This is a genomic window from Streptomyces sp. CLV115, from assembly GCF_038448545.1.
Classification (GTDB): domain Bacteria; phylum Actinomycetota; class Actinomycetes; order Streptomycetales; family Streptomycetaceae; genus Streptomyces; species Streptomyces sanglieri.
On the sequence record NZ_JBCEWQ010000080.1, the window covers coordinates 1 to 22,041 of the forward strand.

At 72.3% G+C, this 22,041-nt stretch carries 19 protein-coding genes and 2 tRNA genes; 16 read left to right on the forward strand and 5 right to left on the reverse strand.

Features of this window, described 5'->3' with window-relative positions:
- Window positions 1-38: 38 nt before the first annotated feature.
- Window positions 39-635 carry a histidine phosphatase family protein gene (locus AADR41_RS25135; RefSeq protein ID WP_124717494.1) on the reverse strand — a complete coding sequence of 199 codons (597 nt, stop codon included), beginning with the start codon at window positions 633-635 and terminating at the stop codon, window positions 39-41.
- A 246-nt stretch (window positions 636-881) separates the two neighbouring features.
- Here AADR41_RS25135 and AADR41_RS25140 point away from each other — a divergent pair, with 246 nt between their 5' ends.
- The 7 genes from AADR41_RS25140 to AADR41_RS25170 all read left to right on the forward strand — a co-directional run bounded on the left by AADR41_RS25140 (window position 882) and on the right by AADR41_RS25170 (window position 7,436).
- Complete coding sequence (locus AADR41_RS25140; RefSeq protein ID WP_342283670.1) at window positions 882-1,874, forward strand: phosphatase PAP2 family protein; 993 nt, start codon at window positions 882-884, stop codon at window positions 1,872-1,874.
- A complete protein-coding gene (locus tag AADR41_RS25145) occupies window positions 1,759-2,946 on the forward strand; it encodes a hypothetical protein (protein WP_342283671.1) in 1,188 nt (395 codons plus the stop codon). Before AADR41_RS25140 ends, AADR41_RS25145 begins: the two co-directional genes overlap by 116 nt.
- Window positions 2,937-4,544 carry a hypothetical protein gene (locus AADR41_RS25150; protein ID WP_342283672.1) on the forward strand — a complete coding sequence of 536 codons (1,608 nt, stop codon included), beginning with the start codon at window positions 2,937-2,939 and terminating at the stop codon, window positions 4,542-4,544. Before AADR41_RS25145 ends, AADR41_RS25150 begins: the two co-directional genes overlap by 10 nt.
- Window positions 4,541-5,875, forward strand: coding sequence for an AAA domain-containing protein (locus tag AADR41_RS25155; protein WP_342283673.1), 1,335 nt, complete (start codon window positions 4,541-4,543; stop codon window positions 5,873-5,875). Before AADR41_RS25150 ends, AADR41_RS25155 begins: the two co-directional genes overlap by 4 nt.
- Before the next feature lie 282 nt (window positions 5,876-6,157).
- On the forward strand, window positions 6,158-6,499 hold the full coding sequence (locus AADR41_RS25160) for a hypothetical protein (RefSeq protein ID WP_342283674.1): 342 nt from the start codon (window positions 6,158-6,160) through the stop codon (window positions 6,497-6,499).
- Window positions 6,500-6,655: 156 nt separating this feature from the next.
- Window positions 6,656-7,372, forward strand: coding sequence for a hypothetical protein (locus tag AADR41_RS25165; protein WP_342283675.1), 717 nt, complete (start codon window positions 6,656-6,658; stop codon window positions 7,370-7,372).
- A tRNA-Lys gene (locus AADR41_RS25170) sits at window positions 7,363-7,436 on the forward strand. Before AADR41_RS25165 ends, AADR41_RS25170 begins: the two co-directional genes overlap by 10 nt.
- Window positions 7,437-7,496: 60 nt before the next feature.
- Here AADR41_RS25170 and AADR41_RS25175 read toward each other — a convergent pair.
- Window positions 7,497-8,711, reverse strand: a complete 1,215-nt coding sequence (locus AADR41_RS25175; RefSeq protein ID WP_342283676.1) for a M6 family metalloprotease domain-containing protein — start codon at window positions 8,709-8,711, stop codon at window positions 7,497-7,499.
- A 409-nt stretch (window positions 8,712-9,120) separates the two neighbouring features.
- Here AADR41_RS25175 and AADR41_RS25180 point away from each other — a divergent pair, with 409 nt between their 5' ends.
- A complete protein-coding gene (locus tag AADR41_RS25180; RefSeq protein ID WP_342283677.1) occupies window positions 9,121-10,989 on the forward strand; it encodes a putative bifunctional diguanylate cyclase/phosphodiesterase in 1,869 nt (622 codons plus the stop codon).
- A gap of 39 nt (window positions 10,990-11,028) precedes the next feature.
- Here AADR41_RS25180 and AADR41_RS25185 read toward each other — a convergent pair whose 3' ends face one another.
- Together AADR41_RS25185 and AADR41_RS25190 are read right to left on the reverse strand one after the other, a co-directional pair.
- Window positions 11,029-12,126, reverse strand: coding sequence for an LLM class flavin-dependent oxidoreductase (locus AADR41_RS25185; protein ID WP_342283678.1), 1,098 nt, complete (start codon window positions 12,124-12,126; stop codon window positions 11,029-11,031).
- 142 nt (window positions 12,127-12,268) lie between these two features.
- Window positions 12,269-13,072 carry a maleate cis-trans isomerase family protein gene (locus tag AADR41_RS25190; RefSeq protein ID WP_342283679.1) on the reverse strand — a complete coding sequence of 268 codons (804 nt, stop codon included), beginning with the start codon at window positions 13,070-13,072 and terminating at the stop codon, window positions 12,269-12,271.
- Window positions 13,073-13,265: 193 nt separating this feature from the next.
- Between AADR41_RS25190 and AADR41_RS25195 the strand changes: the two genes are divergently transcribed.
- From AADR41_RS25195 to AADR41_RS25230, 8 genes are all read left to right on the forward strand, one after another.
- Window positions 13,266-14,225 (forward strand): D-2-hydroxyacid dehydrogenase, encoded by a 960-nt coding sequence (locus tag AADR41_RS25195; protein WP_342283680.1) that lies wholly within the window; start codon window positions 13,266-13,268, stop codon window positions 14,223-14,225.
- 210 nt (window positions 14,226-14,435) lie between these two features.
- Complete coding sequence (gene ehuB / locus AADR41_RS25200) at window positions 14,436-15,338, forward strand: ectoine/hydroxyectoine ABC transporter substrate-binding protein EhuB (RefSeq protein WP_266493452.1); 903 nt, start codon at window positions 14,436-14,438, stop codon at window positions 15,336-15,338.
- 79 nt (window positions 15,339-15,417) lie between these two features.
- The gene (gene ehuC, locus AADR41_RS25205; protein ID WP_342283682.1) at window positions 15,418-16,158 is read left to right on the forward strand and encodes an ectoine/hydroxyectoine ABC transporter permease subunit EhuC; all 741 of its coding nucleotides are present in this window, start codon (window positions 15,418-15,420) and stop codon (window positions 16,156-16,158) included.
- A complete protein-coding gene (gene ehuD / locus AADR41_RS25210; protein ID WP_124717482.1) occupies window positions 16,155-16,796 on the forward strand; it encodes an ectoine/hydroxyectoine ABC transporter permease subunit EhuD in 642 nt (213 codons plus the stop codon). Before ehuC ends, ehuD begins: the two co-directional genes overlap by 4 nt.
- Window positions 16,786-17,643: an ectoine/hydroxyectoine ABC transporter ATP-binding protein EhuA gene (gene ehuA / locus AADR41_RS25215; RefSeq protein WP_342283683.1), complete on the forward strand. Its 858-nt coding sequence runs from the start codon at window positions 16,786-16,788 to the stop codon at window positions 17,641-17,643. Before ehuD ends, ehuA begins: the two co-directional genes overlap by 11 nt.
- Window positions 17,644-17,809: 166 nt before the next feature.
- Window positions 17,810-18,568 (forward strand): IclR family transcriptional regulator, encoded by a 759-nt coding sequence (locus tag AADR41_RS25220; RefSeq protein ID WP_342283684.1) that lies wholly within the window; start codon window positions 17,810-17,812, stop codon window positions 18,566-18,568.
- 62 nt (window positions 18,569-18,630) lie between these two features.
- Window positions 18,631-18,704 (forward strand) — tRNA-Lys (locus tag AADR41_RS25225).
- A 131-nt stretch (window positions 18,705-18,835) separates the two neighbouring features.
- Window positions 18,836-20,368 carry an MFS transporter gene (locus tag AADR41_RS25230; RefSeq protein ID WP_342283685.1) on the forward strand — a complete coding sequence of 511 codons (1,533 nt, stop codon included), beginning with the start codon at window positions 18,836-18,838 and terminating at the stop codon, window positions 20,366-20,368.
- Here the strand turns inward: AADR41_RS25230 and AADR41_RS25235 are convergent.
- Window positions 20,365-22,026, reverse strand: coding sequence for an AMP-binding protein (locus AADR41_RS25235; RefSeq protein WP_342283686.1), 1,662 nt, complete (start codon window positions 22,024-22,026; stop codon window positions 20,365-20,367). The genes AADR41_RS25230 and AADR41_RS25235 overlap by 4 nt on opposite strands.
- Between the last annotated feature and the right edge of the window lie 15 nt (window positions 22,027-22,041).

Sequence of the window (22,041 nt, forward strand, 5' to 3'; positions counted from 1 at the left end):
CCCCGCCCCCCCCCCCCCCCCGCGCAGCTCCCGGCGGTCTACCGGTCCAGGTGGCCCGTGTCGTTCCAGCGCTCGATCGCGGGGGCGCCGTACGCCCACCCCAGCACCGACAGCGACGTGGGATCGAGCCGGACGCGCGCCGCGAACGACACGTCCTCGCCGAGCCACCGCGCGCCCAGCGCCCGCAGGATGTGGCCGTGGGCGAAGACCAGCACATCGCGGTCGGCGGAGCGGGCCCACGCCACGATCTCGTCGGCGCGGGCGGACAGCTCGGCCAGGGTCTCGCCCTCCGGCACCCCGTCGCGCCAGATGAACCAGTCGGGGCGGATCGCCTTGATCTCGGCCGGGGTCATTCCCTCGTACGCCCCGTAGTCCCACTCCATGAGCGCGTCCCAGGGCTCGGCCCGGTCCCCGAATCCCGCGATCTCGCAGGTCTCCCTGGCACGTACCAGCGGGCTGGTGCGCACTTCGAGGCCCGGCAGCTGCGCCCACGGCCCGCGCCGCAGCCGTTCGCCGAGGAGTTTCGCGCCCGCACGGCCGGTGTCGAGCAGCGGGATGTCCGTCCTGCCGGTGTGATTGCCCTTGACGGACCATTCGGTCTGGCCGTGCCGGGCGAGCAGGATACGCGGTGCCATGACGGCTCTCCCTGAACTGAGAATCTGAGGCCGGAGATCGGGACGAGGCGGATCATCCGGTTTTCCCATCATCTCGCACATGATCGCGAGGCAACCTCCCGGGCCCGGGCGGCGTCCCACTCTGCGCGGAGAAATCTTTGCGCGCACGGGGCTCCGGAACGGACCCCGGAGGAACCCCGACCGATCCACACCGTACGGTTGAACGCCCGCCGTCGGCCGCTTGAACACATGATGGAGAGCTTCCGGATGCAGCATGCCAGCACCGCACCCGTGCCGCGCCCGAGGCCCCGTTGGTGGACCGAGCTGCCGCTGCTGGCCCTGGTGTACGGGGCCTACTCGGCGGGCCGGCTGGTGGCGCGCGGTGACGTGTCCACCGCCGTCGACCACGGCCTGAGCATCCTGAGCCTGGAGAAGACGCTCCACATCAACCTCGAACATCCGCTCAACCGGCTGCTCACCGCGCACCCCTCGATAGGCATACCCTCCGACTTCGCGTACGCGTCCCTGCACTACCTCGTCACCCCGGCCGTCCTGGTCTGGCTCTTCCGCCGCCGCCAGGAGGTGTACCGCCGGGCCCGCACCTGGCTGATGACCTCCACGCTGCTCGGCCTGATCGGCTTCACGCTGCTGCCGACCTGCCCGCCCCGGCTGCTGGAGGCCCGGTACGGCTTCGTCGACACGATGGCGCAGTACAGCTCGTACGGCTGGTGGGGCACGGAGGCCAGCGCCCCGCGCGGCATGGGCGGGATGACCAACCAGTACGCGGCGATGCCGAGTCTGCACGTCGGCTGGGCACTCTGGTGCGGAATCCTGCTGTGGCGCCACAGCAAGAACCCGTACGTCCGGGCCGCGGGCGTCGCCTACCCCCTGATCACCACGTTCGTGGTGATGGGCACGGCCAACCACTACCTCCTCGACGCGGTCGCGGGCGCCGCCGTGATGGGCGTCGGGGCCCTGCTGGCCCGGCCCGTGATGCGTCTCGCGGACCGGGTCCGGGACCGGGTCGCCGACCGCTTCCCGCGGATCGCCCCGGAAGCGAAGTCCCCGATTGTCAGTGCCGGATGCAAGACTTCCGCGGGTGAGCGAATCCCTGGCCAGCGGACCACCTCCGCAGACTCCACCGATGCCGCGGCATCGGCCGACGCAGACGCCTCGGCCGGTCGCGCACCCCGGACCGGTCCCGGCGCCCGCGCAGGAGCGGGAGCGGCAGGCGACGACGCTCCGGCAGCGGCTCGCTGAACTGCGGGGGCCGGCCGTCCCGCCCCGCCCGCTGGACGCCCGCGCGCTGGCCGCCCTCGCCGCCAACCCCGGCTGCCGGCGCCGCGCCCTGCTGGACGGCGCCGGGGTGGACAAGGGCGCGCTGGCCGAGGCGCTCGGCTCCCCGGCCCCCTTCGGACAGTCGCAGTTCGCCTTCGTCCGGGGCAACGCCTTCGAGGCCAGGGTCAAGGCCGACGGTGGTACGGAGCTGATGCGGCTGCTGTACGAGCGCCTCGGCGGCGGCGGCCCGGCGCCGGACGAGGTCTCGGTGCCCAATCTGACCGCGGCGGGCCCCGAGGGCCGCGCCGCGCGTACCGCGCTGGCGCTGCGGGAGGCGACCGCGGCGGGCGGCTGGGCGCTGCTGGACCACCCGATGCTGGCGCTGGAGGTGGCGGGCTCCCCCGCCTATCTGGAGCCGGACGCGGTGGCGGTGCACCCCGACGGCACCTGGACCGTCGTCGAGATCAAGTCCTTCCCCATGGTCGACGGTTCGGCCGACGCGGCGAAGGTCGGCGCGGCGGCCCGGCAGTCCGCCGTCTACGTGCTGGCGCTGGAGCGGATCGCGGAGCTGACCGAGGGCGCCGAGGTCGGCCACCGGGTGCTGCTGGTCTGCCCGAAGGACTTCTCCAACCTGCCCACGGCCTCGGTCGTCGATGTGCGCAAGCAGCGCGCGGTCACCCGCCGCCAGCTGACCAGGCTGACCCGGATCGAGGACATCGCGGCGGCCCTGCCCGAGGGCACCACCTTCGACCCCCAGTGCCCCCGGCCGCAGCTCGACGCCGCGGTGGAGGCGGTCGGCGCGGCGTACGCCCCGGAGTGCCTGGCCGCCTGTGAGCTGGCCTTCCACTGCCGGGCGAAGGCCCGCGCGGCCGGTGCGGTGGAGGCGCTGGGGCGCAGTGTGCGCGGTGAGCTCGGCGGGCTGACCACGGTGGGCGAGGTGCTGGCGGCGGCCGCGGGCAAGGAGGGCGACCCGGCGGACCCGACGGTCGCGGCCCTGCGGCGCGCGGCGGCCCTGCGCGCCGAGGCGCTGGCGGGCGGTCCGGCATGTCACTGATCAGCACCCTGGCCCGGCTGGAGGCCGTGGAGAGCGGCCGGGCCCAGCCGCTGGCCACGGTCCGGCACCGCCGTCTCACCGGCCGGCCGCTGGTCCTGGTCCCGCTGACCACGGCCGGTGAGGCGGGCGCCCCGCTGGGCGCGCTGGTCGGGACGGACCGGGAGGCGCCCCGGCTGCTGGTGGTCTCGCAGCCGCGCGACCGGGATCTGCGCTTCGCGTTCCTCGCCGAGCTGGCCGAGGCGGTGCTGCCGCACATCGAGGCGTACGAGGACGTCGTCGAGCCGGCCGAGCGCAACGAGACCGATCCGGAGACCGGGAAGAAGGTCAAGGTCGAGGTCGAGCTGTGCGCGGACGCGCCGCAGCTGATCGTGCCGAGCCGGGCGGGCATCGAGTTCGTCCGGCTGCTGGGCCGCTCGATGCGGTTCCGGCGGACGGCGGAGGACGATCCGGACACCCCGTATCCCGCCCCGGCCCGGGTTCCGCTGCTGGGCCGCTGGCTGACGCACTACGGGGAGCGGGCCAGGGTGCCCGGCTCCTCGCTGCTGCTCGCCGCGACCGATCTGCTGAACCGGCACTGGGCGACCGGGCAGAGCAGTCTGGAGGATCAGCATCTGGGCGCGCTGCTGGCCTGGATCGACGCCCCGGCGGGCGAGTCGGGAGCCTCGGCGGCGCTCCGTGCGGAGCTGGACCGGGACGGCGACGGGCAGCTGCTGTGCCCGCCGGCCGGTCCGGCCACCGACCCGGCGTTCGACAACCGGCTGCTGGCGCCCGCCATCGAGAAGTACGACCGGGCGCGCACCTCGCTCGCGGCCGCCGAGGACGGTCTGGCGGCCGATGCCCGGCTCGGTGAGCTGACCGCCGCCGAGCGGGAGATCCGGGCGCTGCTGGCCGGCGTGATGCGGCCGACGTGGGACGCGGTGTGGCGGGGGCTCGACCTGCTGGGGGAGCTCCCCGAGGGGTCCAGGTCCGAGGACCGCTGGACCCGGGACCGCTGGTCGTTCACCGGCCACCGGGACCGGGTGCGTTCCGGGGAGCCGCCGCAGCCGCGCCGGGACGACGCGGTGACGGCGGCGCAGAAGCTGTCCTCGCGGGAGACGGCGCAGGCCCAGCTGGAGGCCCAGGAGGCGCTGGACGATCCGCTGGTGCTGGCCGGGCGGCGGCTGGCCGGTGAGGCGTTCTTCGGTGAGGTGACGGAGGTGGTGATGGCGTACAGCGAGTCGAAGCGGCCCTCGCCGCGCCCGCTGGTCACGGTCCGTACGGACGAGCGCCCGCATCTCGGCGAGCGCACCAAGGTGTACCGCTCGCTGGACGGCAGGCCGCAGACCGCCGAGTTCGTGGCGTACGCCGAGCCGGAGGACGGGGGCGCACCGCCGCTGGTGCTGCGGATCACCGATCGGATGGGCCGGAGCAAGGAGCCGGCCCCGGGTTCGGTGCCCGAGCCGGGCGACCGGATCGCCTGGACGCTCTTCGAGCACGATCAGCGCGGCGGCCCGAAGCTGCCGGATCCGGAGCAGACGCCCTGGACGCACGGCGGCCCGCCGGGTGCCGCCGGGCATGCCGAGAGCCCCGATCCCGTGACCGCGGAGGACCTTCTGTGACCGCCGTATTCGACCCGGGCGCCCAGGCCGCGCAGGCGACCGAAGCGATCCTCGCCGACACCCTGGGCGGTACGTCGCGCGGCATCGTCGTGGACTCCCCGCCGGGCGCGGGCAAGTCCACGCTCGTGGTGCGCGCCGCGCTCGAACTCGCCTCGGCAGGGCATCCGCTGATGGTGGTCGCGCAGACCAACGCCCAGGTCGACGACCTGGTGGTCCGGCTGGCCGAGAAGGACCCGGGGCTGCCGGTGGGCCGGCTGCACAGCAACGACACGGACCCGTACGACAAGGTGCTGGACGGCCTGGCCAACGTACGGAAGTCGGCGAAGGCCGGCGACCTCGCCGGGCTCGACGTGGTCATCTCGACGGCCGCGAAGTGGGCGCACGTGAAGAACGTCGAGCCGTGGGGCCACGCGATCGTGGACGAGGCGTACCAGATGCGTTCGGACGCGCTGCTGGCCGTCGCGGGGCTCTTCGAGCGGGCGCTGTTCGTCGGCGATCCGGGCCAGCTGGACCCGTTCTCGATCGTCGGCGCGGACCAGTGGGCGGGGCTCTCGTACGACCCGTCCGCGAGTGCGGTCTCCACGCTGCTCGCGCACAACCCCAGGCTTCCGCAGCACCGGCTGCCGGTGTCGTGGCGGCTGCCCGCGTCCGCCGCGCCGCTGGTCTCGGACGCGTTCTACCCGTACACCCCGTTCCGCAGCGGTACGGACCACGGCGACCGGCGGCTGTCGTTCGGCGTGGCCTGTGACGGTTCGGCCCCGGACCGGGTGCTGGACGAGGCGGCGGAGTCCGGCTGGGGCCTGCTGGAGCTCCCGGCCCGGCACACCCCGCGCACCGACCCGGAGGCGGTACGCGCGGTGGCCCTGGTGGTGCGCCGGCTGCTGGACCGGGGCGGCGCGGCGACCAGCGAGCGCTCGCCGGACCCGGTGCCGGTGACGGCCGACCGGGTCGCGGTCGGCACCGCCCACCGCGACCAGGCCGCGGCGGTACGGGCGGCGCTCGCGGAGCTGGGCGTGACGGGCGTCGCCGTGGACACGGCGAACCGGCTCCAGGGCCGAGAGTTCGACGTGACGGTGGTCCTGCACCCGCTCTCCGGCCGCCCGGACGCCACCGCCTTCCACCTGGAGACGGGCCGGCTCTGCGTACTGGCCTCGCGCCACCGGCACGCCTGCATCGTGGTCTGCCGGGCGGGCGTCACCGAGCTGCTGGACGAACACCCGTCCACGGAGCCGGTGCAGCTGGGCGTCACGGTGAAGTTCCCGGACGGCTGGGAGGCGAACCATTCGGTGCTGGCGCATCTGGCGGAACACCGGGTCGCCTGGCGCCCGTGACCGCCGCGCCCCGCCGGGCCTGCGGGCTCGGGTCCGGCGAACACCCTGCCGCCGCACGGAGTCCGGCACGCCGCCGGAGGAGGCCGACGACTACGGCCCGGACGGCTGGGAGGCGAGCCGTTCGGTGCCGGCGCGTCCGGCGGAACACCGGGTCGCCCGGCGCCCGCGACCGCCCGCCGGCCCAGGGACCGTCGGCGCCCCCCGACCGTCCCTCCGGGCCCTCTTGCGGGACGTTGGACAATGGAGGGTGGCCATTGGGCCCGCCCAAGGAGGAAACACCACATGCCACAACCCGAGCGGAACGAGCGGCAGCGGCTGCGCCCCGCACCCCTGCTCTTCGAGCCGTCGGCGGCCGTCGCCGATCCCGAGCACTTCTTCGATCTGGAGTCGATGGACGATCCGAAGGAGTTGCTGTCCCGCGCCACCGAGCTGTCACTGGCGTTCCGCGCCGCGACCGACCGTGCGGTCGAGTTCCAGGCGATCGCCGCCGCGCAGCTCGCCGATCCGCGCCGGTTCGACCGGCTCACGACCGCGGACATCGCTCGGCGTGCGCAGTGGACCGAGGACTACGCGAAGAAGATGGTCGAGTTCGGCCGGGGCCTGCTGGGCGGTTCCACACCCTGAGAACCGCACGGACCCGGGGCCCGGCCCGGCCGGGACCGACTCCGGGTAGAACCACTGGCATATGCCCGAGCGCAAGATACTCCTCTCCACCCCGGCCTGTCCCGGTTTCCGGCAACTCTCGGAATCCGCTTGATCACTGCCGGTAGACATGCCCGTATGACCGCATGGCTGCCCGACAACCCGACCCTGCACCACGGCGAGGCCCCCCACCCCGACGCCGGCCTCTTCGCCGTTCTGCGGAACGAGACCACGAACCAGACGGCACACGTCACGGCGGCCGGTGCCGCCTGGCTGGCCGGCGCCGCCGCGTATCCGCGCAGCACGCTGGCCCAGTGGGAGGCGCATCCCTCCTCGCCCGGGGTGCTGCCGTGCGGGTCCGCCTTCGACGTGGTGAACGTGCCGACCCTGTTCGGGCGCCGGATGCTGGAGCACCTGTGGTCCGACGGCCCCGGCTCCGGGCCGGTGGCCACGCACCGCGGCCGGATGCTGCTGTTCGCCTCGCCCGGCACGGCCCAGCGGCTCCCCTCGCTGCTCGACTGGGAGGAGTGGGGCGGCGGGCCCGAGCCGCGGGCCGCCATGGGTCCGCGCGGGCACGACGAGGAGCGAGACGGCGACGGCAAGGTGCCGCCGCTGCTCTGCCACGGCACCGGGGACGCGGTGACCGTCCCTCCCCTGACCTGCACCTCCACCACACCCGGCCCCCGCTGGCTGGTCGCCCCCGACACCCGCAACCCCTGGCTGCCGGGCCCCGACGTACTGCTCTGGGCCTGTGTCCGGGTGACCAGATCGGCGCCCTCGTCGGCGGCCATGAATTCGATTTTTCCTCCCGCCGATCCGGATGCTAATGTCTACGACGTCAGCAGGCGCCGCTAGCTCAGTTGGTTAGAGCAGCTGACTCTTAATCAGCGGGTCCGGGGTTCGAGTCCCTGGCGGCGCACAGACGGGAGAAGCCCCCTCGCGAGAGCGAGGGGGCTTCTTCGTTTCCGGGAGCGGTCCCCTACGTCCCGGTGGTGATCCGGACGGTCCAGGCTCCCGACGGTGTCCGGTCGGCGACCTCGACCTTCGTGTGCCCGCCGGGGATGCTGTACGTCTCGCCGACCCGCAGCGGGGCGTCCGCCAGCGGCGCGTAGACCGAGCGGTCCCAGCAGGCGTCGGTGCGGGGGTGGGTGTCGAGCACCTCGACCGGGCCGCCGCCGGACGGGGTCTCGTTGCGCACCCGGTAGAGCAGGACCCCCTCGGTGCATGTCGTGCTGTCGTTGCCGGTGGCGCCGCGGGCCTCGATGGCCACGGCACTGTCTTCGCCGGTCCTGATCACCGCGAGCCGGGTGCCGATGGAGGCACCGGGCTCGGGCACGGCGGCCATCGGCTCCAGGGTGATGTCCCGGCTGCTCTGGACGCAGACCACCTGCCTGCGGTCCAGCCAGCCCAGCTTCCACTTGTGCCAGCCGAAGAAGTCAGGCGCGAGCCCGAACTGACTGCCCATCACGTCCCAGTCGCCGACGTAGGTGTCCCAGTCGCCCTTGCCGTCGGACGGCCGGTGGTAGAGGTCCGGCAGGTCGAAGACGTGCCCGGTCTCGTGGGCCAGCACATTGTGGTCCGGCGGGTGCTGCTCGAAGACGGTGACGACACGGCGGATGTCCGTGCCGTCGGCGCGCAGCGGCCGGTCGAAGTTGACGACCTTGGTGGCATCGGAGTCGACGCCGGGGGCGTCCGGGTCGGCGATCAGATAGACGATGTCGTACCGGGAGAAGTCGATCTCCCGGTCGGCGGCGGCGACGGCGTCGCGCAGGTAGTCGCCGCGCCGCTCGTTGTCCCAGTCGCGCCGTATGCCGTACCGGTCGGACGTCTTCGGCATCCGGATCCACTGCCGCATCGGGTGCGGGCGCAGGTCGAACTTCCCGTACGAGGCGCGCCGGAAGAACTGGCTGGTGGCGGGGAAGTAGTCGGCGGTGAGCTGGGCGGGGGTGGCGGCGGGACGGTGGTCCGGGAAGGAGAGGAAGACCAGGACCGCGTCGAGGGCGTGGTCGGGGCGGGGGTAGGCGCCGTTCCAGTCGCTGACGCCGAGCGAGTGGTGCGCCTCGGTCCGGGGCAGGGCGCAGGGGCCCGCCTCTCCGGTGGCGGCCACGGCGGGCCCGGCGACGAGGGAGGTGGCGACGAGCGCCAGGAGAGAGGTCGCGGCGGCGGCCACACCGCGCAGGCTCGGTCTCTCCACTCCCCCGGTCCTGCGCTGGCGCGGCACATCTACCTCCGGGTACGAGCTGCGGTCACCCACCCACCCTGTGATGGTTCGAAGCTCTCGTCCTGTTGTGCTGCCCCAGTCGAGTCAGCGGCCGACCGAGGCCCCAACCATCACTGACAGTCACAATCGATCAATGAGGCATTGCCTAGGAACGCAATCGCTCGGAAATGATCGCTTACGGGCAAATCGGAACCGTGCGCGAATCGCCCATGCGGGGCGCACGCGGGGTGTGGAAGGGTCGGGCGCTGGAACCGCCGGCGCACCAGCCTCTATGCTTCACCAGGCTTTCCCGCGTGGTTTCCGCCTCCGACCCAGGCGATCCGCGCGGCGGGCCAGTCCGGCCACACCTGTTCAGGACAGAACTGCACGGCGGGAGCGAACGGTGAGCGGAACCTCCGAAGGGCCCGGGCCCACGGCGGGCACACCCAGGCATTCCGCAGGACCGGCGACCACGGAACGTCACACTGCGTGGCCTCGCGCCGGGACCGGTGGATCCGAGCCGCACGGCTACCGGGCCGCGTTCCTGGCCGCCACGCTGCCGATGGCCGTCGTCGATCACGAGGGCCTGGTCGTCACCGCCAACGAGGCCCTCGGCGCCCTGCTCGGCCGCTCCGCCCCGGCACTGACCAGCCAGTCCGCGGCCGATCTGCTCGACCTCGCGGCGGACGGCCGCACCTGGCACGCGTACCGCGAGGTGCTGCACGGCCGGCGCTCACGGTTCCGCCGCACCCACCGGCTCAAGCACCCCGACGGGCGGGCGCTGTGGGCCGAGGTCACCGTCGTACCGATGCCCGAGCAGGAGGCCGGCGCGTCCGAGGGCGCCGGGCCCCGCCGGATGCTGCTCTCCGTCTCGGACATCAGCGACCGGCGCGAGCTGCAGAAACGACTGCGCCACCTCCAGATGCACGACCCGGTGACCCGGCTGCCCAACCGGACGCTGTTCTTCGAACGGCTCTCGGCCGTCCTGGAGACCCCGCCGTACGACGACGGCACCGCCGGCCACGGCCGGATCGGGCTCTGCTACCTGGATCTGGACGGCTTCAAGGCCGTCAACGACACCATGGGGCACCGGACCGGCGACCGGCTGCTCGCCGCTGTCGCCGCCCGGCTCACCGACTGCGCGGCCCAGGGCGGCCCGCACCGTGACGGCGCCCACCTCGTGGCGCGCCTCGGCGGCGACGAGTTCGCGATCCTGGTCGAGGACTCGGCCGGCACGCAGCAGCTCACCGACCTGGCCCGCACGGTGCTCGCCGCGCTCCAGCAGCCCTTCGACCTGGCCGGGCAGCGGCTCTCCGTCTCCGCCTCGATCGGGGTGGTGGAACGGGCCGTGACCGGCACCTCGGCCACCGGTCTGATGCAGGCCGCCGACACCACGCTGTACTGGGCGAAGGCGGACGGCAAGGCCCGCTGGACGGTCTTCGACCCGGAGCGCAACGCCCACCGGATGACCCGGCAGACGCTCTCGTCCACGCTGCGGCCCGCCGTGGAACGCGGCGAGTTCACCATCGAGTACCAGCCGCTGGTCGGGATGGCCGACGGGGTGGTGCGCGGGGTGGAGGCCCTGGTCCGGTGGAACCATCCGCAGTTCGGCATGCTGTCGCCGAATCGGTTCGTCGCGATCGCCGAGGAGGACGGCTCGATCGTCCAGCTCGGCCGGTGGGTACTCCAGTCGGCCTGCCGCCAGGCCCGGCGCTGGCAGCTGGAGCACCCCGCCGATCCGCCGTTGTTCATCAGCGTCAATGTCGCCGTACGCCAGGTCTGGGACTCCGACCTGGTCACCGATGTCGCGGAGATCCTCGCCGAGACCGGCCTGGATCCCTCGCTGCTCCAGCTGGAGCTGACCGAGTCGGCGGTGATGGGCTCGGCGGGCCGGCCGATCCAGGCCCTCCAGTCGCTCAGCGAGATGGGCGTGCGGATCGCCATCGACGACTTCGGCACCGGCTACTCCAACCTCGCCTATCTGAGCCGGCTGCCGGTCTCGGTGCTGAAGCTGGACGGTTCGTTCGTACGCGGCTTCCGCTACGACGAGGGCGCCCACCCCTCACCGGCCGACGAGACGATCGTCGAGGCGATGGTGCAGCTGGCCCACCGGCTGGGCCTGACCGTCACCGCGGAGTGCGTGGAGACGGCCGGCCAGGCGGAACGGCTGCGCAGGATCGGCTGCGACACCGGGCAGGGCTGGCTGTACTCGCGCGCGGTCGCCCCGGAGCGGATCGCCGAGCTGATCGGCGCCCGCCCGATGACGCACTGACGCCACCGGAACCGGCGCGCGTCACGGCCCCTGGCCGGATCAGGCCGTGGGCAGCCCGTACGCGTCCGCGATCAGTTCGTAGCTGCGCAGCCTCGCCTCGCCGCCGTGGGCGTTGGCGGTGATCATGAGCTCGTCGGCGCCGGTGCGCTTGGCCAGGTCGTCGAGGCCGGTACGGACCTCGTCCGCCGTGCCGTGGACGATGTTGGCGAGCCAGCCGTCGACGAACTCGCGCTCCATCGGGCTGAACGCGTACGCCTCCGCCTCCTCGGGCGTCGGGACCAGGCCGGGGCGGCCGGTGCGCAGCCGGACCATGGACAGGGCGCCGGAGAGCACCTGACGGCGGGCCTCGCGTTCGTCGTCGGCGGCCAGGGCCGAGACGCCGATCAGGGCGTACGGGGCGTCGAGCACCGCGGACGGCCGGAACGACTCCCGGTACAGGTCGAGCGCCGGGATCGTGTTCTGGGCCGAGAAGTGGTGGGCGAAGGCGAAGGGCAGGCCGAGCACACCGGCCAGCCGGGCGCTGAAGCCGGAGGAGCCGAGGAGCCAGAGCGGCGGGCGGGCCGGCGACTGCACGCCGCCCTCGGCTGTGGCCTGGACCGGGCCGGGGACCGCGTGGATTCGGGCGTAGGGGTGGCCGTCGGGAAAGTCGTCGTCCAGGAACCGGGTCAGCTCGGCGAGCTGCTGCGGGAAGTCGTCCGCGCCCTCGTTCAGCCGGTCGGTGCGGCGCAGGGCGGCGGCCGTCGCGCCGTCGGTGCCGGGTGCGCGTCCGAGGCCGAGGTCGATCCGGCCGGGGGCCATGGCCTCCAGGGTGCCGAACTGTTCCGCGATGACGAGCGGTGCGTGGTTGGGCAGCATCACGCCGCCGGAGCCGAGCCTGATGCGCTCGGTGTGCGCGGCGAGGTGGGCCAGGATCACGGCGGGCGATGAGGAGGCGACGCCGGGCATCGAGTGGTGCTCGGCGACCCAGTAGCGGTGGAATCCGCGGCGCTCGGCGAGCCGCGCGATGTCCACGGAGGTGCGCAGCGCCTGGGTGGCGGTGCGGCCCTGCCCGACGGTCACCAGGTCCAGCACGGAGAGCGGAACGGTGGCCGTTCCCTCCGCCTTGCCACGGATCTCGTCGCCTCGAATCTCGTCCACGTCCTGGCCTCTTTCGGTGATGCTCCTGCGCCGGGCTCGTACGTCCGGCCCGTACGTCCTGTGTCCTGCGTCGGGTGTCCTCAAGCGGCTAACAGGAGGTTGTCTCCGCTTATTCCCGTACGTCGCCGTCCGGGCGCGTCTCTTATTCCCGTACGTCACCGGGCAGGGCGCGCCTCCCGCTGTGTGCGCGTTCCCGGCCCTCGCCCCAGGCGGCGACCGGGGCCGGCGGCGCCTCCCGGGCCGCGAAGATCCGGCCCAGCCTCGGGGACCAGGCGCGGCGGCCGGCCAGGCGGAGGCCCTCGCGGACCGTGACCTGGTTGCCGGTGAGGACCGGTTTGCCCAGGAGCTCCTCCAGCTCCGCCTCGTGGCCGGCGGTGTGCAGCGCGGTGTCGGGCAGCAGCACCGCGTCCGCCTCCGGCCGGTCGGCGGCGACGGCCAGTTCCTTCACCCGGTCCAGGTCCCAGGCGGCGGCCTCGGCGGCCGATTCGAGACCGGCGGCCCGGGTGACGGCCACACCGAGGCCCGCGGCGTGCAGGAACTCGGCGAACAGGGCGGTGATCCGCTCGGGATAGGTGGAGGCGACGGCGACCCGGCCGGCGCCCAGCTCCCGTACCGCGTGGGCGAAGCCGAACGAGGTGCTGGAGGCGGGCACACCGGCCGCGCGGGCCAGGGCGGCGGTCTGCTCATGGGCGCCCTCCCAGCCGTACAGGAAGCTGCCGGCGCCGCTCGCCCAGACGACGGCCTCGGCCCCGGCGCGTTGCAGCTCCTCCACTCCGGCGGCCAGGTGCTCGGGCGTGCCGGTCCGGATCAGCGCGTCGACCCGGTAGGCGTCGTCGTCGACTTCGGTGCGGTTGACCACCAGCCGGACGGCGTCCAGCAGGATCTCCATCCGCGGGAAGTCGTCCGCCGCGAAGTGGCCCGGGTAGAGAAATCCGACGGTCGTCATGTCCGCCCTTCCTGTTGCTGTCCGGTCGTCGGCTGCGACTTGCTGTCCGGTCGCCGACTGCGACCTTTCACCCCGCTTCATCCAAGTATTCCCCCATATGCCGTGACCTCCGCTGCGGCCTGTTGACGAGGGCGGAGGCGGGTGCGAGCGTGGTCCCACCCGTCTCCCAGACGCAGCGGAGCGACCGTCTCTCATGTCAGAGCCCACCCTGCTCGTCCTGGACACCGACCCGTCGCCGCGTCTCGGCCGGCTGACCGGCCGGGCCCGCATCCGGTACACCGACGAGGCCGGACTCGCCGCCCGGCTCCCGGCAGCCGATGTGCTGCTGGTGTGGGACTTCGCCTCCGACGCGGTACGGGAGGCCTGGCCGGGCGAGGGACCGCGCCCGGCCTGGGTGCACACCGCGAGCGTGGGCGTGGACCGGCTGCTGTGCCCGGAGCTCACGGCCTGCGACACGGTGCTGACCAACGCCCGCGGCATCTTCGAGCGGCCCATCGCCGAGTACGTGACCGGACTGGTGCTGGCCTTCGCGAAGGATCTCCCCGGCACGCTGGAGCTCCAGCGCCGACGGCAGTGGCGCCACCGGGAGACCACCCGGCTCGCGGGCAGCCGCGCGGTGGTCGTCGGCGCCGGCCCGATCGGGCGGGAGATCACCAGGCTGCTGATCGCGCTGGGGGTCCAGGTGGCGCTGGTGGGGCGCACCGCCCGGCGCACCATCCACGGCACCGAGGACCTGGACCGGCTGACCGCCCTGGCCGACTGGGTGATCTGCGCGGCCCCGCTGACCGGGTCGACCCGCGCCATGTTCGACGCCCGGTTCTTCGGGCTGATGCAGCCCTCGGCCCGCTTCATCAATGTGGGGCGCGGACCGCTGGTCGTCGAGGACGATCTGGCCGAAGCGCTGCGCAGGCGCTGGATCGCGGGCGCGGCACTCGATGTGTTCGAGCGGGAACCCCTGGGGCCCAGGAGCCCGCTGTGGGACGTACCGGATCTGATCGTGTCGCCGCACATGAGCGGTGACACGGCGGGCTGGCGGGACCGGCTGAGCGAGCAGTTCGTGGCGATGTACGAGCTCTGGGCGGCCGGGGAGCCCCTGCCCAATGTGGTGGACAAGCAACGCGGTTACGTCCCCGTGCGGGAACCGGGCGAGTAGCCGGGCCGGCGGCCGGGAGAGCGGCCGGCCACGCCCGTCCGGCCCGGCCACGCCCGTTCGAACCCGCCCCGGCCTGGCCCGATCGGACTCGGGAGGGTCACATTCCGGCCACCTTTCGGTTACATGCTCGCGCTTCCTGCATAGACGTCCGGGATCGGGCAGGCGCCTGACCTGTCCGGACTGTTCGATCCCTCCAGGAGATTGCGAACCATGGCTGACTTCCCGAACCTGTCCCGCCGGGGCTTTCTGAACCGATCGGCGGCCGTGGGCGGCCTGCTCGTCGTCCCCGGCCTGCTCTCCGCGTGCAGCAAGACCGCCGCCGGCTCCGCGGACGGTGCGGGTGCGCTCGAAAAGCTCCGCAAGCAGGGCTTCGTCCGGGTCGCGTACGCCAACGAGGCCCCGTACGGCTATCTGGAGGGCAAGCAGCTCAAGGGCGAGGCGCCCACGCTGCACCGGGAGATCTTCAAGGCGCTCGGCGTCGATGAGCTCAAGCCCACCCTCTCCGAGTGGGACGGCCTGATCCCCGGACTCCAGGCGGGCAAGTACGACGTGGTCAGCGCCGGAATGGCGATCACGCCCGAACGCTGCGCCAACGCCCTGTTCTCCGAGCCCGAGTTCATCTCGCCGACCGCGCTGATGGTGAAGAAGGGCAACCCGAAGAAGGTCACCGACCTGGCGTCCGCGAAGGCCGCCGGGATCACCGTCGGCGTCATGTCGGGCGCCGTCGAGGGCAAGTACGCGGAGGGCGCCGGCATCGCCGGTGACAAGGTCAAGACTCTCCAGAAGCCGCAGGACGGCGCCGACGCCGTCAAGGGCGGCCGGATCGATGCGTTCCTGCTCACCGGCATCTCGCTGCGCTGGCTGGCGAAGACCAACCCGGAGACCGAGGTCACCGAGCCGTTCGTGCCGGAGCTGGACGGCACCAAGCAGTACAGCCCCGGCGGCGCCGTCTTCCGCAAGGGCAACGAGGACCTGCGGGACGCCTTCAACCGCGAGCTGAAGAAGATCGTCTCGGACCGGTCGCGCTATGTGTCGCTGCTCCAGGAGTACGGCTTCTCCGCCACCGAACTCCCCCCGGCCACACTGAAGACGGCCGATCTGTGCAAGGGCTGACCGTGCGAGGACCGACTGCGCAAGGACCGACCGTGCATGGGCCGACCGTGCATGGGCCGACGGGGACGGACCGCACCGCATGAGTGATTTCTTCTCCGCCTTCTTCGACGAACTCCCGCAGGTGCGATCCGGGTTGTGGGTGACCCTCGAAGCCACCGTGCTGGGCGCGCTGGCCGCGCTGCTGCTGTCGTTCGTCCTCGGTCTGATGTCGATCAGCCGGCTGCTGGTGCTGCGCGGCGTCTCGCGGGTGGTCGTGGAGTTCTTCCGCGGCACCTCGCTGTACATCCAGCTGTTCTGGCTCTACTACGCGATGCCGACGCTGACGGGCTATCAGCTGGACCCGCTGCTCTGCGGCGTCGTCGCCTTCGGGCTCAACTACGGCGCGTACGGCGCCGAGGTGGTGCGCGGGGCGATCGGCTCCGTGCCGCGCGGCCAGTACGAGGCGGCCGTCGCACTGAACATGTCGCCGCTGCACCGGATGCGGAAGGTGATCCTTCCGCAGGCCTGGGTGCAGATGATCCCGTCCTTCACCAATCTGCTGATCCAGCTGCTGAAGTGCACCCCGCTGCTGTGGCTGATCTCCGCGGCCGACCTGATGACCGTGGTCCAGCAGCTGCGTGACCGTACCGGTGAGACGCTCACCGCGTATCTGACCCTGCTGGCCGTCTACTTCGTGCTGGCGTACGCGCTGACCCTGCTGATGAACCTGCTGGAACGGGGCGCCAAGCGGCGGCTCGGGCTGCCCACCGGCGCGGGTTCGCTGCTGCGCAGCCGCAGCGCCACCGAGGCCGTCGCCTCCGTCCAGGGAGGTGCCCGGTGAACGGCTTCGACTGGAACGCGGCCGGTGACGCCCTGCCCCTGCTGCTCGAAGGTTTCCGGGTCACGCTGCTGGCGACGGTGCTCGGCACGCTCGTCGCCGCGGTCCTGGGGCTGGCCGTCGCGGTCGCCGGCCGGGCCCCGAGCAGATTCGTCACGGTGCCGGTGCGGGCCGTGACGGAGTTCGTCCGGTCCACCCCGCTGCTCGTCCAACTGGTCGGTGCGGCGGCCCTGTTCACCTCGGTGGAGCCGCTGACGATCGGCATCGTGGTGCTGGGCATCCACTACGCCGCCTACACCTCCGAGGTGTACCGCGCCGGGATCGACAGTGTGCCGAAGGGCCAGTGGGAAGCCTGCCGGGCGCTCTCGCTCGGACCCCGGCGGACCTGGCAGGCCGTGATCCTGCCGCAGGCGGTGCGCAATGTGCTGCCCGCCCTCGGCAACTACGCGATCTCGATGTTCAAGGAAACGCCGTTCCTCGCCGTGATCACGGTGCAGGAAATGGTCTTCGAGGCCCGCAAGTACGGCGCCGACCACTTTGCGTACACCGAGGCGTTCACGCTCGCCGGCCTGGTCTTCCTGGTCGCGAGCTACCCCACCTCGCTGCTGATGAGAAAGCTGGAGAAGCGTCTTGGCCACTGAACCCCTCCCCCTGCAGAAGATGCCCGGCACGGCGGACCCGGCGCCCGCGGACGCCGTCCCGGCCGTCGCGCCGGCGACCGGCCATCCGCTGGTCCGCTTCGACGACGTGGTGAAGCGGTACGGCGACCATGTCGTCCTCGACCGGCTGAACTTCTCGGTGCGGCGCGGCGAGCACATCACCCTGATCGGGCCCAGCGGCTCGGGCAAGACCACCATCCTGCGGCTGCTGATGACGCTGGAGAAGGTCAGCGACGGCGTGATCTGGGTGGACGGCAGTCCGCTGTCGCACGTCAGGACGCCCGCCGGAGTGCTGAAGCCGGCGCCCGAGAAGCATCTGCGCGAGGGCCGGAAGAAGATCGGCATGGTCTTCCAGCAGTTCAATCTCTTCCCCAACATGAAGGTGCTCCAGAACATCACCGAGGCGCCCGTCAACGTGCTGGGCAAGGACCGCGAGGAGGCGGAGGTCCGGGCCCGGGAGCTGCTGGACCTGGTCGGGCTCTCCGCGAAGATCGACGCCCACCCCTCCCAGCTCTCCGGCGGCCAGCAGCAGCGGGTCGCCATCGCCCGTGCGCTGGCCATGGAGCCGGAGATCCTGTTGCTGGACGAGGTGACCTCGGCGCTCGACCCGGAGCTGGTGGCCGGGGTGCTGGAGCTGCTGGGCGATATCGCCAGGACCACCGACATCACGATGCTCTGCGTGACCCATGAAATGAATTTCGCCCGCGACGCCTCGGAGACGGTACTGATGTTCGACTCCGGGCGGGTGATCGAATCCGGCCCGCCGGAAAAAATCTTCACCGATCCGGAGCACGAACGTACGCGCGAGTTCCTCGACGCGGTGCTGTGACCTCACCGTTCGCCGAACGCCCATGACGCTGGCATATGCCGGACGGATGCGCCCCAGCTCACTGGGCCGGGGCGCCGGTCCGAGTCGTCAACAGCCGCCCCGGAAAGGGGTCTTGGCGGCTATCGTGAGGCCAGAGCTTGCGGTCACAACCTGGTAGGGGGAAACCGTGGCGTTGAAGCCCGAACCGACGGCACCGTTCCATTCGGTGCAGTACGCACTTCGTGTTCTCGAAACGGTCTCCAAGCACGGCGACGGCGTGACGGACACCCAGATCTCACGGGAGACGGGACTGCCCATCGGGCATCTCACCTCCCTGCTGCTGACCCTGCGCCGCGAGGGCTACGTGGAGCAGATCACCGACGGCGCCTACGTGATCGGCGCCTCGCTCCTGCTCATCGGCTCCGGCCCGGCCCGCAGACAGGCGCTGGAGTCCAAGCTCCAGCAGACCCTGGCGCAGCTGCGCGATTCGGTCGGCGCGGCGGTCTACATCAGCCGGTACGTCGACGGCGAGATCCGGGTCACGCAGTACGCCGACGGCCCGCTCACCCCCGCGGTCAACGAGTGGGTGGACTTCCGGTCGGCGGCGCACGCCTCGGCGGTCGGCAAGTGCCTGCTGGCCCAGCTCGACCAGAACGGCCGCCGGGACCACATCTCGCGCCACAAGACTCCCCGGCTCACCTCGCGGACGATCACCAACGAGAAGGTGCTCTTCTCCAAGCTGGACAGCCAGCCGGCGACGGTCCCGGTGCTCGACCTCCAGGAGTACGCGGTCGGCACGGTGTGCGCGGCGGTGCCGCTGACGGCCGGATCGTCGGCGGGCTGCCTGGCACTGTCGCTGCCGATCGAGGACGCGCACCGGCTGCGCTCGGCGGCGGACACCCTGAACCGGCGGGCGGCTCCGGTGCTCCTGTCGATGGCGCTCTAGGCCCGCCCGGCGGGGGTGTCATCAGCACCCCTTGGGAGCAGGTATTATTTTCGAGTCAGCAAGCGCCGCTAGCTCAGTTGGTTAGAGCAGCTGACTCTTAATCAGCGGGTCCGGGGTTCGAGTCCCTGGCGGCGCACAGACAACGCACTGGGCGGTTCACGTACACACGTGAACCGCCCAGTGCGTTTTTTGCTGCCTGCAGAGATGTACGAACGTTTTACACACGCGTACTAGACAAGCGTTTTAAACGCTCGTACATTTTCTGGCATGACGAACGCTACGAGCACCACCGCCGAGAGCGGCGACCTCGCCGGACGCCGGGAATGGACCGCCTTCGTGGTCCTTCTGCTGCCCCTCCTCCTCGTCTCGATGGACATCTCCGTCCTCTTCTTCGCGATCCCGTCCATCGACCGGGACCTCGCCCCCAGCGCCACCCAGCAGCTCTGGATCTTCGATGTGTACGGCTTCGCCCTGGCCGGCCTGCTCATCACGATGGGCTCGCTCGGCGACCGGATCGGCCGTCGCAAGCTGCTGCTCGTCGGCGCCCTCGCGTTCAGTGCCGCGTCCGTCGCCGCCGCGTACGCCGACAGCCCCGAGATGCTGATCGCGGCCCGCGCCCTGCTCGGGGTCGGCGGGGCGACGCTGATGCCGTCGACCATGGGGCTGGTACGGAACATGTTCCGCGACGAACGGCAGCGCGGCCGGGCCGTGGGGATCTGGTCGGGGGCCATGGCGGGCGGCATCGCGCTCGGCTCGGTGCTCAGCGGAGTCATGCTGGAGCACTTCTGGTGGGGCTCGGTCTTCCTGATCAATGTGCCGGCCATGGTGCTGCTGCTGGTCCTGGTGCCGGTGCTGGTCCCGGAGTACAAGGACCCGAACCCCGGACGGTTCGACTTCCTGAGCGTGCCGCTGTCGATGGGGGCCGTGCTGCCGGTCGTCTACGGCGTCAAGGAGAGCGCCGCCCACGGGCTCGACACGAAGAACGCGCTGATCATCGCCGCGGGGCTGGTCGTCGGTCTGTCCTTCGTCCGCCGCCAGCGCGGCCGCGCCGACGCGATGATCAGCCGGGAGCTGTTCCGCCACCGCGGCTTCGGCGCCGGGATCGGGCTGAACGCGCTGGCCGCGTTCGCCATGATGGGCTCCTCGTTCTTCACCACGCAGTACCTCCAGTCGGTGCTCGGGATGAGCACGATGGAGGCCGCGCTGTGGAGCCTGGCACCGTCCCTGGCGGTGGGCGCCGCGGCCCCGACGGCCACCGCGATCGCCCAGCGGACCGACCGTGCCCGGGTCATCTGCGCCGGGTTCGTCATCGCCGCCGCCGGCTTCGCGATCCTGGCCCTGACCGGTACGGACTCCCTGTGGCTGCTGCTCGGCGGCTGCGCCGTGATGAGCTGCGGCATCGTCACCGTGATGGCACTGGTGTCGGACCTCGCGCTGTCCACGGCCCCGCCGGAGAAGGCGAGTTCGGCGGCCTCGCTGCTGGAGACCGGCCAGGAGTTCGGCGGTGCGATGGGAATGGCCCTGCTGGGCGCGGTGGCCACCGCGATCTACACCGCGGACATGCCGGGCTCCGCCCCGGAGACCGCCCGCAAGACCCTGGCCGGTGCGGTGGCCACGGGGGACGGTTCGCTGATCCGGGTAGGACGCGAGGCCTTCGTGCACAGCATGCAGTACGCCTCGGTCGCGGGCGCGGCGCTGCTGCTGGCCGGAGCGGTGCTGGCCGCGATGCTGCTGCGGAGGACCCCGGGGGCGACGGACACGAGGACCGCGGCGCCCAACGAGCCGGCGCTGACGAGTTAGCGCGGCCCGGGCGCGGGGTGCCCGTGCGCCTCGTACTCGCCCAGCAGCTCCGTCAGTTGTCCGTCGTCGAGCCGGGCGTAGATGCCGCCCGGTCCCCGGCGCCACACGGATCCGCCGTGCCAGAACCCCTCCCGGCGCAGCCGCACCCGGTGCACCTTGTTGGTCGCCGTCACCGGCATCGCCGGGACGGTCCGTACGAAGGCGGGGGCCATCTTCGTACCCAGGTCCGGCTGCTCCGCGAGGAACGCGGCGAAGGCGGACGGGTCGAAGGCGGCCCCCGCCCGCAGGGCGAGCGCCGCCATCACCTGGTCGCCGGCGACCGGGTCCGGCACCGCGTACACCGCCACGGCCGCCGCTTGCGTCCAGCGGGCCAGGATGTTCTCGATCACCGCGGCGGCCAGGTTCTCGCTGTCGACCCGCAGCCGGTCGTCGGTACGGCCCGCGAAGTAGAGGAAGCCCTCGGCGTCCCGGAAGAAGAGGTCCCCGGTCCAGTACCAGCCGCCGCGCACCCGCTGGGCCTCCGCCTCCTCGTTGCGCCAGTAGCCCTCGAAGGGCGTGTGCCCCCGGTTGACCAGTTCCCCGATCGCCTCGTCCCCGTTGGTCAGCCGGCCCGCCCCGTCGAAGACGGCGGCGGGCCGTTCCTCGCCGGTCTCCGGATCCACCACCGCGAGATCGTCCCGGTCCGACGCCCTCCCGATCGCCCGCTCCGGGGTGTCCCGGGTCCGCTGGATCGCCGCGCCGCCCTCGGAGGAGCCGTAGCCCTCGACCAGCCGCACCCCGAACCGCTCCCGGAACCGGGCCGCGTCCACCGCCCCGGCCTCGGTGCCGAAGCCGAGCCGCAGCGGGTGCTCGCGGTCGTCCGGGCGCTCGGGGGTCGCCAGCAGATACTGCACGGCACGGCCGACATAGGTGAAGTACGTCGCCCCGTGCGCCCTTACGTCGTCGAGGAATCCGGAGGCGGAGAAGCGGCGGCGCAGCGCGACGGCGGCCCCGCCGGCCAGTGCGGGCGCCCAGTCGGCGATCACCGCGTTGCCGTGGAACATCGGCATGCAGATGTAGTGGACGTCCTCGCGCCGGACGCCGAAGTGGTCGACGAGCGACTGTCCGGCCGCCGCCAGCCGCCCCTGGGTACAGATCGCGGCCTTGGGCGCGCCGGTGGACCCGGAGGTGAAGTAGAGCAGCATCCGGGTCGCGGGTCCGACGCCCTCCCGGGCCACGTCGCCGGGTTCGGCTCCGGCGTACGGGGCGAGGAGTCCGGCGTACGCGTCGGTATCGGTCACCAGCATTCGCACGCCGGGGAGATCCAGGCCGTCGAGCAGCGGCAGATGGGCGCGTTCGGTGACCAGGACCCGGCAGTCGGTGTGCAGGATGTCGCGGGCCAGTTCGGCGCCGCGCCGGGTCGGGTTGATCCCGGCCACGGCGGCCCCGGCCAGGGCCGCCGCGCTCAACCAGAGTGGGAATTCAGGGGTGTTGTCCAGCAGCACCCCGAGGTGCGGTTCGCCGCCCGCCGGCAGCAGATCCGCCAGGAGCGCGGCCCGTGCGGCAGCGCCCGAGGCGACCTGGTGATGACTGAGGACGGTGTCCTGGTGCCTCAGTCCGGGCCGGTGGTCGCCCCATTGGCGCTGTACGAGCTCCGCGACGGTGCCTGCGCTCCCCATGGCGCCGCACGGTAA